This is a genomic window from Pseudomonas sp. FW300-N2F2 (assembly GCF_017351655.1).
GTDB classification, from domain to species: Bacteria; Pseudomonadota; Gammaproteobacteria; order Pseudomonadales; family Pseudomonadaceae; genus Aquipseudomonas; species Aquipseudomonas fluorescens_AA.
In genome coordinates this window covers 1,357,547-1,374,879 of the sequence record NZ_JACNDQ010000002.1, presented here as the reverse complement: position 1 = coordinate 1,374,879, position 17,333 = coordinate 1,357,547, and the positions used below count along the sequence as shown (strand labels likewise).

The window sequence follows — 17,333 nt, the reverse complement described above, 5'->3', positions numbered from 1 at the left end:
AAAACTCACGAACACCCCGGCCCCCACAATGGGCTCTGTGGTGCAGGCAAAAACTCATGAACACCCCAGCCCCCACAATGGGCTCTGCGGTGCAGGCAAAAGCTCATGAACACCCCAGATCCCTGTGGGAGCGAGCTTGCTCGCGATGAGGCCAGCACAGCCCACCTCACACTGCTGCTCAATCCCCTACAAACTCAACCGCCCCCGCTCCTCCTCGGTCAGCCGCTGGCGGTTCTGCTCGTCCAAAGGCCCCGCGCCCAGTACCTGCACCGGGCTGGCCGGGTCGTAGGCGCGAGGCGCGTCACGGTTGGCGCCGTCGCGTGACGGGGCCAGTTGCTCGGAGCCAAAACTCACCACCTGCACCGTGAACACCGACGCCTGGTTCTGCCGCGCCGCGTTCTGTTGCTGACGGGCCACGTCTTCAGCCGCCTGCGTCGCCGAAGACGCCGCCGAACTGGCCGAGGTGATGGCCCCGGTGTTCACCGAGGCCGACAGCGGCACGCCGGTGGACTTGCCCTGGGTCTGGATGTTGGCCGCGTTCACCACGGTCAACGCCGCGATGTTGACGTTGCCCGACACCCGGATCCCCGCCTCGCCCGCATCAATGGTGCCCAGCGGCGCGATCAGGTCGATATCCCCCGGCGCCACTTCGGCAATGGGGTTGAGGGTGGCGATACCGGCACCGGTGCTCGGCACCGAAGGCGACAGCGTCACGTTGCCCCAGGTGTCGTACAAGCGCTTGGGCGGTGTGTACACCACGGTGGTCTTCGAACCCCGGCCGGCGTTGATATCGCCCTGGGCCGACCAGCCGAGGATCGAACCGCCAAAGGTGGTCATGATCCGGCTCTGCCCCAGCAGGATGCTGTTCTGCGCATACAACTGGATATCGCCCTCACCCTGGGTGATCACCCCGGCGGTGGACGGCGGCGCATTGCCCTCAATGCCAAACGTCTGGCCGCCGCCCGGGGTCAGCATCTGGATACTGCCGCCGAAATCGGTGTGCACCCCCGCCCCGCCGAACATCGTGATGTCGCCCTTGTAGGTGATCGGATTGCCCGCCACGTCCTTGGCTGGGAACAGCAGGTCGATAGCCTCCCGGCCCCGCAGGTAGCTGCCCTGGCGCACGCCGCCGACTTCGTTGTACTCACGACCACCGGCCTTGAGCTCGGCGAAGTACACGTCGCGGGCAAACACCCGCTGCTGCTCGGCCGGCAACGCCGCGAAGTAGCTGCGGGCCTGTTCGCTGTCACCGCTGAAGCCGAAGCGCTTCTCCAGCCAATCCACCAATTCGGTTTCATAGGTCTTGGCGACCTTGCCGTCCTGGTTCGCCAGGGGCACACCGGCCAAGGCCTGGTTCGCCGGGTCCAGGTACGCCTTGACGAAGCGCTCGTAATCCGCGCCGTTGAGACCCGCGCCAGCTTGCAGCACCAGGCTCGCGCCAGGGCGCGAATCTCCCGGCACCACGGCGCCGAGGCTGGTGATGCTGACCTTGTCGTCCATCAGGATGTTGCGCCCGGCGGTAATCTCCAGCAGGCCGGGACCGGCGACGTTGAAGTTGCTGTAGAGGATGTCGCGCCCGGCCGAGACAATGGAGATGTCGGTGGGGTTGTTGTGGATGAAGAGGTTGCCGGTGCTGGTGTACTCCCCCGTGACCGACTCACCGCCCCTGCCGCCACTCAGCGGGATGCCGCTGCTGACGATGTCCCGTCCGGCCATCATCCACACCGACCCGGTTCCTTCGTAATAGGTCTGGCCGAATCGGCTGTCACTCGGGGTGGTGAACGTCATCGCCCGCCCGCTATTGACGGCCAGCAAGTCGCCCTTGAGCGCATAGAAACGGGCAGGATCGGTGTTGGTCGCCCATTCGTCGGCAGCGCTGCTGCTGTCAAAAGCAAACAACGGCAATGTATTCGCGCCTATGGAGACACTATTGGCATCGGCAGAGAGGTTACTGACCACCACACTTCCATTGACAAGCCCCATGAAAGCCGGCCGCAGCGGGGTGGCCATGGCCGCAGACGAGGCCCCGGAACGACTGACCGTCAGGTCGCCGCCATAGATGGAGTCGCCGGCCAGGAACTGCAGCTCGCTGTTGATACCGGGTGCGAGTAGCAGCGCCCTGCGATAACTGCCATCGTAGCCTGCGGTACCAAAAACCTTGGCCTGGCCATAATAAAGACTGCCACTGGCGGCCACAGCCCGCAGGATGGAGGGATAGACCACCGACAGGTCGGTCTCGATTTCTGACACCAGGGGCGTCATATTGCCCCCCGACGACCAAAGGTCCACTGCCGTATTGGCCGTCCACAGCGTAAACCAGCTCACACCCGCCCCATTGATCTCGCCATTCTTGAAGGGCGAAACGCTCATTATCGGCGCTCTCCCCGGGTCTACGACCTCCTGCACCACCAGGTCGCCCAGGGTCGAAAGATTGAACGTGGCGTCGCCTGGCATCAGGGTCAAGCCACCGGTTGCCTGGCCGCGTGTGGAGCGGAAGGAATCGTAAGCCCGCGTTTCCCCCGGGGACTGGTCCGTGCCCTGATTACCGTAGCGCAGGTCGATTCGCCCGATCGCGCTGCTGTCGAGCTGCGCATGCCCACGCAGATTGATCACTGCGCCACTGAGACGCCCGTCCGTGAGCCGGCTATCGGAATTCAGAACGCCCCCCACCCGCAGCCTCAGGTCACCACCGCCGGTCAATTGCAGGCTGCCATCAGCGCCCACACGTCCGGTGCTGCCCACCGCCAACAGCAGCCCCTGGCTACGAGGGCTGATGTTTGAGTTGAAGTCGCCACCGGCGAGCCGGTTCAACACGCCCGCGTCACCCTTCACCTGTACATCCAGATCACCGCCCCCCAAAGTTCCGAACCCGGTGAAGGCGGCCATTTGATCAGCGCCACCCGATACCGTCGACGCGGTATAACTACCGAAGTTGATCCACCAGGCGGTCGGCTGGCTGCTCACTGAATCACCATTGCCCTGGCGCCAGAGCCAATTGCCCACATTGGCCGAGTCCTGGCCAATGTCGGCGGGATTCGGTCGTCCGTTCGGGGTTGCTGCAGGCGCGGTCAGGTTACCGCGGAGGTCGCCGCCGACCTTGAGCAACAGATTGCCGCCCGCGTCCGGATACCAGGCGCGATAGAGACTTTCAGTGCCGCCATCGACCAGCTTTTCGTTGCTGCCATCCTCGTCGTTGAGCACCTTGCCGTTGGCGCCCAGGGCCTTGGGCTGGTTGTAGGGATCGCCCGGGAACGTCGGCACTGACGAGGTGCCAGCGGTGTAGATGCCGAACAACGAATCCATGCGCAGGCTGCCACCGCTGAGCAGTTCCAGGTCCCCGGTACCGGTGCGGATGACGCTCGGACGGACACTGCCGGCAACCGCTTCATACTCCACGTCTGCGGGGGCACAGACACTCGGCGCCGCGTCGCAGAGTGACTGAACCGAATCGAACTGGAAAAACTGCGCAGCGGCCTGGCTGATCAGCTCGCCGGCCTTGACCTCAAAGCCGGAACCTGCCAATTCCTCCTCCGCGGCCTTGGTCCATCTGTAAGAAGCTTGAAGCGCGCAAATACCGGCGAAATCCGCACAGAAGGCGTCAACCGAGTCGTAGCCAAAATTGCTCACGATGTCCAGGTCAACGGTTTGGCCAAGCTCTACCGTGAATCCCGCGCCCGCCAGCTCATCGACCCCTAGTTGAGTCCACTGATAGGTGCCCTTGGCCGGCACGGATTTGCCAAACATGCCGTAGTGACTATCGGCAAGACGCAAGTCGCCTTGTACCGGATCGGGCTGGACGATCCGGCTGTCCGCCGCCGTCGTATCGGCCCCGGCCACCAACCGCAACGACCAGGATTGCGAACCCTCGGCGAGCATCGGCGCGACGGCCCACATCCGCCCCTGGCTGCCAGCGACTTCCGGACGTAGCTGGATCGACTCGACGCCATCCGGCAACTTCACATCGGTGCCCGAGGGGATCAGCGAACCACGGTTCAGCGCCAGGCTGCCGTCCAGCCTGAGGATATTGCTCTGGACATTGCCCGCATTGGCCACATTGGGCAGCGCCACGCCCTTGGGCCAGGTGAAACCGAGCAATGCGGCGGCGCCGCTCAACACGCTGCCAGCGCCCAACTGCGAGCCGGCTTCGAGGGTCTGGGCCCGGCTCAGCAAAGTGCCCGCGGCAAACAGCAGGTTGCCGGAGGCGTCGTGCACCGCCGCCGCCAATACCGTGCCGGCCGGCAGTTCCAAGGGTTGCTCCAGGATCGTCGCCACTGGCAACCGGGTGCCGGCCGCCAGGGTCACGTTTTTGATGGGTAAGTCGTAGTTGAGCGTGGTTCCCGCCGGGAACGCCGTACCGTCGGCCAGGGTCACGCCGGCACCGGGGACAACGATGTCGCCACCGGTGAAATCGATGCCGGGCAGCAACACCCAGCCTTTGTCATCCTGAGTGGCGGGCGGCGGAGCGAATCCGTCGTTGATGCTGCCGTAGATGCTCAGGTCGCCCCCGGCGCGCAGGGTCAGCGCGCCGGCCTCGCCGGAACCGTACACGGCGGTTTGCCGGGTGTGCGGGTTGACACTGGCGTAGCGATAACCGGACAGGTCCAGATCCCCCTGCACCACCAGGTCACCGTCGGCCGTCGCACTGACGATCTCGACGCCGGGCCGCAGGTGGAACGCATCGGCATAACGGGCGTTGTTCAGACCAGCGAGTTTGCGTTGCATCAAATCGCTGTTGGCCAGCGCCGCGTTGATGAAGGCGAGGCTGTCCTGATGCTTGCCATCCAGGTAGGCCTGGTCGATGACCTGATAAGGACGGCCACTGGCCGCCGGATCGCTGCCAAAGGCTGCGTCGTTGTATTGCCACATACCATTGACGGCGATGGACCGTGCGCCCTGGATATCCAGGTTGCCGCTGGCGTCGATGGCAATGTCACCGTGGGTGGCATCCGGGCCGGCGCGCCGGGCATTGAGCTCCAGGGTGCCGCGAGCGCGACCATCATGCTGCCCCGCAGGCGCCGCGGTGCCATGACGCAGATCGATGCGCGCACCGTCGGCCAATGTCAGCACGCCGCCCCGGGAGGTCAGGTCGACCATGGCGCGGTTCGGTGAGTCGATGATCTTGCCGTAGCTGTCTACACGCAGGCGATTGCCGTGGGCATCGAGCACCGCGTTGCTACCCAGGGTCAGAGAGCGCCCGGCAGCGAGCCGGATGCTGCCGGCCCGTTCGCCGCTGGCGTCTACCTTGCCATTGACCAACAGGTTTCCGTTGTCGACCGACACACTGATGGTCGAGGCCTTGAGTTCGTTGCCGATCACCAGGTCGCCCTGCTTGAGCTGGAAGCCACGGGAGCCGTAGACCTGCCCATCGTTCAGGCGTTGGTTCAACGCCGCGAACTGCTCGCTGAGGCTGCCGGTGCCGCCCAGGCGCTGGGCCTGGATTTCCACGCCGCCGGCCAGGTAAGGCATGGCGGTGCCGCCGGCGTCGTATTCGCCACTGCTGCTGCCGAGGATTCGTCCTTGCAGGTCGACCAGCCCGGCCGCCTCGTCCAACGCCACCGCACTGAGCCGGCCAGCCTGATTATTGCGAGCCGAGAGGTCGATGCTCGACCCACCGGCCTGGTGGATGTTGCCGTTGCGGCTTTGCAGGATCACCTCGCCACCGGCGCTGTAGCGCGTGACATCGTTGAAGGTGATCGCGCGACCGGCTACATCGATCAACGCTTCGTCGGCGAGGGTCAGGTCATCCGTCGCGCTGAGGGTGAGCTTGCCGCTGGGCAGCACCACGGCACTGGCCAGGTTGAGGCTCTGGCCCTTGAGGGATAACTCGCCCCCAAGCCCGGAGACAGTGCCCGGCTTAGCGGTCGTGCCTGCTACATTGACCGCCCCGCCCGCCGTGATGTGGTTGACCGAACCGGCCTCACCGGTGAGCAACGGGGTAAGGATGTTCAGGTTGCCGCCGCTGTAGGCGTAGCCCGTTTTCGCGTCATAGGCCCCCTGGTTCTGATACACCGCCAGGCTGCCTTTGTGGTTGGCGGTCAGTCGCTCGCTGGCGCTGAGGTTGACGTTGGCGAATCCCAGCGCCAGGCGGTCCAGGGTGGTGATCGAGCTGGGCTGGGCGAAGGCACCGTAACCGAACTCGATCCGTTGGGCCTGGATGTCCAGGCGACCGGCACCGGTGCCCGCCCCACCGGCAATCACCGAACCCGGCGCGCCGACGGCACCGTTCCAGATCAGGTTGGCGGTGCGGATGGTCGCCACGTCATTGGCGTTGCCGGCACCATAGATGGCCGGGGTGCTGAGCATCAGGTTGCTCAGGCGCGATTTGCCGGTGACCGGGTCATACGTGTCGAGGCTGACGGTTGCGTAGAAATTCAACGCCTCGCGGGCCGACAGCTCTAGGGTTTCCAGGGCCGGTGCGCCATATTCGGTGTCGCCACGCAACAGGCGATCAAGCACGGTCTGGCTCAGGGTCAGCCCCCCTGGCAAGACCTGGCGCATCGCCGCATCGCTGAGTGCCTGGGCGGTGCCGACGTTGATATTACTCAGGGCCAGGGTCAGGTGACGGGTGCCGTAGCGCACTTGGTCACTCAGGGCCACGCTGCCGCCCGAAGCAGCGACGATACTGCCCTCGGAATGAATCCGTGTGACGCCACTGCACGCTATCAGGCTGCAACCGCCGATGTTTATGGAACCGTTGGAACCCGACTCGGGCGCAAGCACATTGAGCAAACCGTTGGAGGCCGCCAGCATGCTGTAGTTGAGCGATTTCCCGCTCAGGTTATAGATAAAACCATCACGGGCGTCATAGGCGGCCTTGCCCCGGCCAATGGTATTGATGGCGGCGCCTTGCTCCACCAGCACTTCCCCGCCACTGGACAGAAGGAATACTTCGGGAGCAGCCAAGGTCGCGCCTTCGCGCAAGATCACGCTGCTCGACACCTTCTGCGGGCTGATGTAATTGCCGCCTTGTCCATAGATCACTGAAAACTGGCCACCGATCACTTGGCGCGAGGCATTCAACGCATTCAGGCTCTCGGCATTGAGGGTCACGCCTTCGAAGCCGGCCGTCGCCCCACTTCCCTCGGCTACCACCTCCAACGCCTTATTCGCGATAGCAGTCACAGCGACAGTACCACCATACCCCCCCGTTTGAGGCGCGAACTTGCCGATGCCCTTGAAGGAAAACGCCTGATCTCCCGCGCCAGGCGACAGGCTCAACTTCAAGGTCTTGGCATCGACCGGCAAGACGGCCCGAGGCACGCCCAGGCGAGCGGCATCGGCCACGGCAAACTGGGCGTAGCTGGTTTCGTTATATTGCGAGTAGCGACGCAGCACATCCCCCGACGTCAGGATGACCTGGCTGGACAAACTGTCGCGCTGCCCGGTATTGGCAACCGAGAGCACGCCAGCGGTGGTCCAGGAGCCGTTGCGCATCTGTTGCGCGCCCGTTGTGAGGCCTTGCCCCGCCAGGCCATTGACCTCGACTCGGAACGCTCCTGGCATCAGCGCATAGGTGGACGGCATCAGGGTATAGGTACCGGCGGCGAGCCCTGGCACACCGGCGCCAATGGTAATTTGCTGGCCTACTCGCGGATCCACCGCGCCGCCTTCGGGGGCGACCGGCGCATACTGGCTCTGATTGCCCGGCACGATAGCGTAGACCGGGTTGGTGGACAGCCCCGGCAGGGTGAAGCCGCCGTTCGCGCCAATTTGTACCAACGGGTTGAAGCGTGCATCGGTGGAACCGCCACGGCCGGAGATGAAACCAGCACCGAGCAAGTCACCGCCACCCGAAAGGTCGAGTACCGAGCCTTCCTGGCCCTCCACCGATTTGCCGCCCAGAATCACGCCGATATTAATGTCGCCGTTTTCGGAAGGAACCGCGCCTTGTCCCAGCAGCACAACCTTCTTGCCGGCATACTGGTAACTCTGACCATCGACAGTGCCGCCATACGGCATGACCAGACCCTGGCCACTGACCGAGGTCAAGCTGCCCGGCAACAGGTTGATCCGATCGGTGATGGCTTCCCCGGGACCACCATTGGTGCCGATTTCAATCAAACCCAGCGGTGCCCGTACCACTCCGCCCTGTTCAATCCTTGCGCTACCCAATTGCAAGCGCCCGAATGCCGAGTAAGGCACCTGGGACGTGGTTTGGGTCGTTCGCCCGATGACCAGGCTGCGCAAAGGATCATATTGCGGTGTTCCCTCCGCGGTCATGCTCCAACCTGCCAAAACCCGGGCGCCAACGCCCGTCGCTGGATACAGCTGAGCGGCTTGCAACATCATGTCCGAAGGCGTCAGGAGTTGGGTGGTAAAGCCTGTAGGCAATCCATCGTTCGAGAACCCGGCCAGGAATCGAACATCCCCCCGACTGCTTAACTGAACCCGGTCAAAACCGGCGCGCTCCAACTCGACGGTGCTGCCGTCGGCCTGTCGCACGGTACCCTTGCTACTGAAGGTCACGTTACCCTGCACATCCAGCAGGTCTGCGTTGACAGAAAACACGGCCTTGTTCGTCTGCAACGATACGCCGCCATCGACCACCGGTCGGACGTAGCTATCCCTGTTTGGAAGGTTGGCTGCGGGGCCCGATAGCAGTACATGGGAAGCATTGAGTTGAGCCCGGGTATTTGGCGCGGCTGCACTGGTTACAAAACTGCGGGCATACAGGCTCAGGCTTTGGCCAAGGGACAGCGACACGTCGCCATCGATGCTCAACAGCCCGTTGCTCAACAGCGCCAGGCTGTCGAAGCCACCCGACTGGACCTGATCCACACCCAATCGGCCGTGACCGTAAACCAGTGAATCCGCCGAGGTTTCGGCCGTGTCGCCCGGCAGGGTCGCTTGGGCGTTTTGCCCGAGCACCAGCTCACGCACTTGCAACACCCGGTCACTGACCGCATCGTTGCGGTAATACGGCGTTTCCAGGGCCACCGACAAACTGCCCCCTGCCGCCCCCGTGCCCCCCGAACGAGCGCTGAAATCGCCATCCAGGTACAAACCATTGGCCGACGCCAGGGAAATACTGCCGCCATCGCTCGCCACCGACGTGCGTCCCTGTCCGGGAACATCCAGCACGGCCTGGCTGCCATCCGCTTGCAGACGCGCGCCGTCGCGCACCACGACAAACAGTTCGGATGCGGAAGCCGAACCCTTTGTGGCATCGATCTGGCCGCCGATGACAATCTGCCCGCCATCACGTACCAAGCCATAGGTCTGACCGCGCATATCCTGGGCGGTCACGGCCCGACTGGAGACGTCGATCAGCGCTTGCTCGCCCAGCCAGATGGAACGACCGTGGCCCTGGGCGTTGACGGCTTCACCCTGCGCACCGATGACGCTCAACCCGGTGAGGCTGACCCGCCCGCCCCAGGCGTTGAGGGTACCGTTGGCAGTCAGCTGGCCGATGCTGCGCACATCGATGCCCTGCCCCGGATCGACGCTGATCACGCTGCCCTTGCCCAGGTTCAACACCGTGCTGGCCATATCGGCCGCGCTGGAGTTCGCGGTACCGGCAGTGAGGCTCAGGCTTGCGCCGCGACGCTGGGTCAGGACGCCTTTGATCGCATCTTCCTGGTACAGCTGCGGCGTCCAGCGCTGCAACGCATCGGCCGGTTCTGCGCCGCTGCCGGTGCTCAACGCCTGCTCGCCGAAACGGTACACCGGCATCGTCACATCGACGCGGGTGCCTTCGGCCACGGTCAGGCCTTGGTTACCGGTGATGTCATAGGCCGAGAAGCCTTTGTCGAAGAAGTCACCGCCCAGTTGCAAGGTGCCGGGTTCGAGGGGCGAATCGCTGTCGCCGATCAGCACTTTGTTGGCCGCCAGTTTCAAGGTCCCGCCACCATTCACGCCGGTGCCGCGCAATTCGCCGCCCAGGTTCAAGGCACCGTTACTGGACGACGTGCCGGTACTCGCGGTCAGGGTCAGGTCACCGCCCTTGCCGCCACGGGTCTTGCCATCGGCCATGACCGCAGCACCGGAGCTGACGTCGATCAGGCTGCCCTGGCGCACATCGATGTCGCCGCTGCTGCGTACAGACACAGCGCCGCCATTGAGGAACGGCAGGCCCTGGTGATCGTTGCCGTCGAGTAGCAGGTTGCTCCACCGACCAGCGGTGTTCAATGTCACGCCCTCGCCCAGCGTGACCGGGGCACGCTGACCGGTGGCGGGCGAAAGCACAACGTCTTCCATCTGGAAATTATCGGTTCGGACCTGTTTAAGCACGTTACCCAAGGCAATGCGCCCACTACGGGCGGTCAGGTCGGCGTTCACCTCCACCTGCGGCGCATAAAGCGTGATATCCCCGCCATCGGCCACCTTGAGCGTGCCATCGACGTTGATGCCTTGCGCCGCTGCCACCTTGACTGCGCCAAGCTGGAAGCCATTGAGCAGCGTGTTATCCAGCACCAACTTGCCTTGCCGGTCGCTGCCGACCGCCGAGGTCAGGTCCAGGCCCGCGGCAATCTTGTCGGTCACCTTGCCGACGGTGACCTGATCGAAGGTGGGGTTCAGGCCGCTATTGATCACGCCACTGGTCTTGTCGTAGATCGGTGTGTAGCTGCCTACCCACAACTGAGCCCGTCGGGCCACGGCGTTTTGCGATTGCTGGTAACCATCGAGGTTGAGGTTCGGCGCCTGGGTCTGGCGTTCACCCTGGTAGACCTCGCCAACGATCTGGCCTTCCAGCACCGCGTTGCGGGTCGATACCACCAGCTTGCCGGCATCGCGGCCAACGGTGTAGCCGGCCTCAAAACGTTCGCGCGGGGCGATCAGCGGATTGTAGTAGTAATCGGTCTGGCCCCAGCGCTGGCTGTGGTCTTCGTAGCCTTTGTAGATGCCGGTATAGAGAATGTCCCCCGGTGCCTTGGACAATTCATACAAGCGCCCATCGGCGCCCTTGAGCCAGGACTGACGCAGGTAGCCGCTCTGCACATCCAAGGTGCCGCCAGACAGGTTCAACTGCGCCGCCTGCTGGGTCACCACATCGTTGCCGGTGAACGTCAGGGTACCGCCTTGTGCGGCCCATTCGCCGACACTGTGGCCGCGGGTGCCCAGGTAACCGCCGACCTCCAACAATCCACCCGCCGTGTACCAACGATCGGTGGCGTAACCGTTAGTGCCCGCCGGCACGTAGATCAAGTCACGCACGTCCACCCACACATCGTTGTTGGTCAGTTTACCGCCGTCGCGGTTGACCGGGGCGTCGCGCTGTTCATTGCCCTGCACGTTGACCTTGATGGAATTGGATTCCATCTCCACCTTGACGCCGATGGCGCCGGACACATCGATCACCGCGCCATCGCGCACCAGGCTGCGCCCGGCGGCGCTGACCGCGACCTGGCCGCCGGTGGCCAGGGTGATGGAACCGTTCTGGAAGTCGACGCTGCCGCCACTGACGATCTCGACCCGGGACTGGTCGCTGCGGTCCACCACGCTGCTGAGGTTGTTGAACTGGCCGGTGATCAGGTTGTTCGGCGTGCCATCCAAGCTGGCCGGTCCGGCATTGCGCTGACTGTCCAGGGCGCTGCCGCCGGCAGCATCGAGCAACACCGCCGTGGCGCTGCCCTGCCCCAGGGTCACGCTGCCGCTGCTGTCGCTCGCGGCGTTGAGCAGGTGCACGGTGCCGCGGGTGTCCACCGAACTGCTGGCCACCGCCACGCCGTTCTGCTGCACGTTGTGCCCGGTGAGGGTGATGTCGCCGGTGCTGGCCTGGATCAGGCCGCTGTTGATCACCGTGCCGGCGCTGCTGCCGGGCTTGAGGGACGTCGCGACCTCGTTGCCACGGGTGGTGGAACGCAGGTTGCCGCTGGTGCCCTGGCCACGACGGATATAAAAACTGTCGCCAGCCGCGAGGGTGGTCTGGCCCTTGGCGGTGATGATGGAACCGGCGTTCTCCACTTCCGAGCCCAACAGCAAGGCATAGCCACCACCTGCGGTGGAAGTGGCGGCGCGGAGGGTTTCAATTTGCGCACCGCGTTGCACTTCGACCTTGCCGGCGGCATCGGTGAAGGTCGGCTGGCTGCCGGTGGCATCGACATACAAGCCGCGCTGGCTGAATTGCTCATCGCTGATATTCGCCGCCACCGCCGCCAGATTGCGCACGTTAACCTGGCTGCTGCCGCTGAAAATGATGCCGTTGCGGTTGACCAGCATCACCGTGCCATTGCCCTTGATCTGGCCCTGGATCTGGCTCGGTCGCGCCTGGGGGTCGTTGACTCGGTTGAGCACGGCCCAGTCCGACTGCTGCTGGAAATCCACCGTGGTGTTGCGCCCGACGTTGAAGGTTTCCCAGTTGAGAATCGCCTTGTCGGCGATCTGCTCGATCTTCACCGTGGTCTTGCCGCCGGCCTGGGTCTGCTGCGGTCCCTTGGCGTTGAGCCAGCCCTGGGTCAGGCTGTTATCGACCTTGAGCCCGCCCTCGCCCAAGCCGTCGGGCACGACCTGCACCTGCCCGAACGCCGCTTGCCGCCCGGCAGCCTGGGCCGCCTGCTGGGCCGCGATGGCGGCCACGGTGTTGTTGAGGTTGGTCAATGAACGCTGCAGCTGCGCATTGGCCCGTTGCTGTTGGGCCAAGGGCGGCGGCATGCCTGGCTGCGCGGTCGTGGGCCGCCCCGTACCACCGGCCTGGGACGCGCCCTTGGCGGCAAACCAGGCCGAACTGAACGCCGTCGCCGCCTGGGCATTGCCGGCCACCATCAGCAGGGCAATGGCCTGGGCCAGCGGCTTGAGCCGCAACATCGACAACTCGCCATCGCGACGTGAAGCATTCAGGTTCGTCTGGGGTTTGCAGCGCAGCATCCTACTCATCCTTTCGGGTTCGCTCTAAGGGGGCGCAACGCAGTGCCATCCAGCTGCCAGCGTTGGTTATAGGGGTTAGGCGGTTACAGCCGCTCGGGACCGAACGGATGTCATGAAAACTTCATGTGGCTGTGTTGGTACGGCTATGACGCAAAAAGTCAGCAACGGCTTTCACCGTTGCTGACCGGGTATTGCGGGTCGCTCAAGCGTGGGCTTACAACGGACGACCGATGGCGTTGCAGACGCTGGTGTTGCCGATGCTCAGACCACTGGAAGCCGTGACGAAAGAGTCACGAATAGCGGTTTTCCAAGCCGAAGGCAGCGGCACGAAACGGTTGGCGGTGATGGCCGAGTCGTTGTTGGTCAACGAACCGTAGTGGCGGCTGAAGAAGTTGCGAACCTGAGTGGTCTGGGTCGCATCCGCGTAGCACTGGCTGAAGATCACGTTGGTGAAGCCCAGGATCGGGTAGCCGGTGGATGGGTAGGCTACGACGCTAGGGTCGCTTGGGTTGGTGGTAGCGGCGAACACCGGTACCCAGGCGTTCGGGTTGGAACGGTTGGCGACGGCAGGTACCGCGACAGCGGCGATGGCGGCCGATACGTTGGCCGGGGCTGGGGAAACACCGGCAACGCGGGCGACCTTGGTGGCGTCGTCCAGACCGGCCAGGGTGGTAGCGGCGTAGTCCGGGCTCATGTAGCTGATACGGCCTTGGGCGGCGTTCACAGCAGTCATCACAGCCTGGCTGCCAGTGGCGGAAACGGCGCCGGCTGGCAGGCCGCCGCTGTAGCTGGAGGCGAAGTTGGTGGTGATGGCGAAGGTGCCGGTTTCAGCGCACTTGGCGTTCAGGAAGCGGGTGAACAGCTCGGTGGTGCCACTGCTTTCTGCACGGTAGACCACCGTGATCGCGCCGGTACGGCCCGAACCGGTGATCTGGCTCCAGTCGGTCAGACGGCCGGAGAACACGCCGCACAGTTGGTTGACGCTCAGGTCAACGTTGGCGGTGCCGGTCTTGTTGAACGGAATGGCAACCGAGGTGGCGACCGATGGCACCTGGATCAATGGACCCCAGGCAGCACCATGGGCGCTGACGTAGGTGCTCAGTTCGGTGGCGCTCAGCTTGGAGTCACTACCAGCCCAGTGCACTTTCTTGCCGCTGGTGTCGCCTGGCACGAACTTGGTGTAGTCGTTGGTCAGGAAAGCCGACTTGCCGGCACCACTGCCCACGCCGATGTAAGGGGCGAAACCGGCAGTCAGGACGCCGGAAGTCTGGTACAGCGGCTGAGGCAAGGTAGCACCACCGCCATTGACATCAGCCATGGCGGCCTGAGCGGCGCAGAGGCCGGCGAGGGTCAGGGATACCGCGAGAACGTTGCGCTTAAACATGAAGAATCTCCTTTCATCGTGTTCGTACGTAGGTTGGGTGACGCGTGCTTGCCGTCATGGCGCTCGGTCCTGTGCCGGTGGCGATGGGGTGAGGCCATGGGTTAGAAATTCGCAGTTTCCGGTGACAGATAAAGGAAAAAACCTCGGGAGCTGAGGGCTGTTTTTTAGGCTTTTTTCTCGGGTGTTCGAGGGCTCTGGGCTGAGGGTTCGGCTGGTTCTTGCGGGGATGCGGCAAGGGTTCACCGTGAAGGTGGCGGCAGGCGGTTGGCAGGCGCGTAAACATGACAGAACGAGGAACCCGAGTTTGGCGATGGCGAGGCTCGGGAGGTGTTGCATCACTGCAAAACAACGGGCTGCTTTTGTGGCGAGGGAGCTTGCTCCCGCTGGGTTGCGAAGCGACCCCAAACAGGCTGATTGCGATCTGTCTGTTGTACTGGAAAGTCAGGTTTTAGGTCTGCTAAGCAGCCCAGCGGGAGCAAGCTCTCTCGCCACGGTTTTTGCGCGGTGGGCTATTGCACCAACTGGTTGATCTCGATGATCGGCAACAACACCGCCATGACGATCACCAACACCACCCCGCCCATGACCACGATCATCAACGGCTCCAGCAGCGCAGTCATGCCCATGGCGCGGCGTTCGATGTCTCGGGACAGGGTTTGCGCGGCGCGTTCGAGCATCGGTGGCAGGCAGCCGGTTTTCTCACCGCTGGCGATCAAGTGGATCAGCACCGGCGGGAAGACTTTTTCCACCCGCAGCGCCGCCGCCAGGTTGACCCCTTCGCGGACCTTGGCCGTGGCCTCGCTGACGCTCTGGCTCAGGCGGTCGTTGGACAGGGTCTGGCGGGCGGCTTCGAGTGCTCGCAGCAACGGCACCCCGGCTCCGCCGAGAATCGCCAGGGTGGAGGCAAAGCGCGCGGTGTTGAGGCCCAGTACGAAACGCCCGATCAGCGGCAGGCGCAACACCCGCGCGTGCCAGTTCAAGCGCGCCGCCGGTTTGCGCAAGTACATGCGCCAACTCCAGAACCCACCGGCCAGCACGCCAAAACACAACCAGCCCCAGGCACGAATGAAATCACTGGCGGTGAGCATCGCCACGGTCAGCGCGGGCAGGTCCTGACGGGCCTGGGAAAATGCACTGACCACCTGGGGCACCACGTAGCTGAGCAGGAAAATCACGATGGCGACCGACACCAGCCCCACTACCCCGGGGTAGATGAACGCCGTGAGGATCTTGCCCCGCAGGTTGTTGCGCTCTTCGATGTAGTCCGCCAATCGCTCCATCACCTGGGCCAGGTCGCCGGACTCTTCACCGGCGGCAATCAACGCCCGGTAGATTTCCGGAAAATCCCGGGGGCGTGCCGCCAGGGCTTCGGCCAGGCGCATGCCGCTGCGCACATCGGCGCGCACCGCGCTCAAGGTCTGGGCGATGTGCTTGCGCTCGGCCTGTTCCACCGTGGCACTCAACGCGGCTTCCAACGGCAGGCTCGCGCCCAGCAGGCTCGCCAGTTGCCGAGTGGCCCAGGCCAGGTCGTTGTCCGAGAGTTTGGCGCTGAACAAGCCCCCGCCATTGGCCGGTGTCGTGTTGCGCTCGACCTGCACCTGCAATGCCGTCAGCCCGCGACTGCGCAACAGGTTGAAGGCCGCCCCCTGGCTGTCGGCCTCCAAGTGTCCGGATTCGATCTTGCCCTGGGCGTCGGCGGCCTCGAAACGGTAGCGATTCATCAGGCGTCCCGTGTCACGCGCAGGATTTCTTCAGGGGCCGTGGTGCCACTGCGCACCCAGCGCTCGCCATCCTCGCGCATGCTGAACATGCCGGCCTGGCGAGCGGCGGCGCGCAGTGCCTGCTCCCCTGCCCCCTGGTGGATCAGCGTGCGGATGTCATCGTCGATGCAGAACAGTTCATGGATCCCGGTGCGCCCGCTGTAGCCAGTCTGGTTACAGCTCGGGCAACCCACCGGGCGCCAGGTACCGGGCGTGGCGGGATCTGGCTGCTTGCACTGCGGGCACAACCTGCGCACCAGTCGCTGGGCGAGCACGCCGAGCATCGACGAGGCCAGCAGGAACGGCTCGACGCCCATGTCGATCAGGCGGTTGATGGCCGACACCGCGTCGTTGGTGTGCAGCGTCGCCAGCACCAGGTGACCGGTGAGGGACGCCTGCACGGCGATTTGTGCGGTTTCCAGGTCGCGGATTTCGCCGATCATGATGATGTCCGGGTCCTGGCGCAGGATCGCCCGCAACGCCAGGGCGAAGGTCATGTCGATCTTGGCGTTGACCTGGATCTGGCTGATGCCCGGCAGGTCGTATTCCACCGGGTCCTCCACCGTGAGGATGTTGTGGACGCTGGCGTCCAGCCGGGCCAGGGCGGCATACAGGCTGGTGGTCTTGCCGCTGCCCGTGGGGCCGGTGACCAGGACGATGCCGTGGGGCTGGCGGATCAGGTGATCGAGCTTGCCCAGTACATCCGGGTCCATCCCCAACGTTTCCAGTTGCAGGCGGCCGGCCTGCTTGTCCAGCAACCGCATCACCACCCGTTCGCCGTGGCCGGTGGGCACCGTCGAGACGCGGATATCGATCGGCCGACCGGCCACGCGCAGGGCGATGCGGCCGTCCTGGGGCAGGCGTTTTTCGGCGATGTCGAGCTGGGCCATGATCTTGATCCGCGACACCAGCGCACCGTGCAGGGCCTTGCGCGGCGAAACCACATCGCGCAGGGTGCCGTCGACGCGATAGCGCACCACGGAATGGCTCTCGTAGGGTTCGATGTGGATGTCGCTGGCCTCATCCCGTGCGGCCTGGGTCAGCAAGGCATTGATCATGCGAATCACCGGCGCGCCGTCCTGGGTGTCCAGCAGGTCGGTGATCTCGGGGATGTCCTGCATCAGCCGGTCGAGGTCGACTTCGTTTTCCGCCGCGCCCACCACTGCGGCGGCACTGCCGGTGTCGGCATAGGCACTGTTGAGCAGCCCATCGAGCTCCTCGTCGCGCACCCGCTCCAGCCGCACCTCGCCGAACTGACGACGTACTTCACTGATGGACCAGCCCGGCGTGGACGGACACACCATCAGCACCGCCCCCTCTTCGGATTGGCTCAACACCAGGCGCTGGGCCTTGGCCCAGGCGTATGGGAGGGTGTTCATGCCGAC

4 protein-coding genes are annotated in these 17,333 nt (G+C 64.3%); all 4 read right to left on the bottom strand.

Going from position 1 to position 17,333, the window contains the following annotated elements; translation table 11 throughout:
- Nucleotides 1-186: 186 nt before the first annotated feature.
- Nucleotides 187-12,804, bottom strand: coding sequence for a filamentous hemagglutinin family protein (locus J4E63_RS20760; protein WP_207283187.1), 12,618 nt, complete (start codon nucleotides 12,802-12,804; stop codon nucleotides 187-189).
- A gap of 214 nt (nucleotides 12,805-13,018) precedes the next feature.
- Nucleotides 13,019-14,188: a substrate-binding domain-containing protein gene (locus J4E63_RS20755; protein ID WP_103310410.1), complete on the bottom strand. Its 1,170-nt coding sequence runs from the start codon at nucleotides 14,186-14,188 to the stop codon at nucleotides 13,019-13,021.
- A gap of 509 nt (nucleotides 14,189-14,697) precedes the next feature.
- On the bottom strand, nucleotides 14,698-15,909 hold the full coding sequence (gene gspF, locus J4E63_RS20750) for a type II secretion system inner membrane protein GspF (RefSeq protein ID WP_060742025.1): 1,212 nt from the start codon (nucleotides 15,907-15,909) through the stop codon (nucleotides 14,698-14,700).
- A complete protein-coding gene (gene gspE, locus J4E63_RS20745) occupies nucleotides 15,909-17,327 on the bottom strand; it encodes a type II secretion system ATPase GspE (RefSeq protein WP_192261330.1) in 1,419 nt (472 codons plus the stop codon). Before gspE ends, gspF begins: the two co-directional genes overlap by 1 nt.
- Nucleotides 17,328-17,333 lie beyond the last annotated feature (6 nt).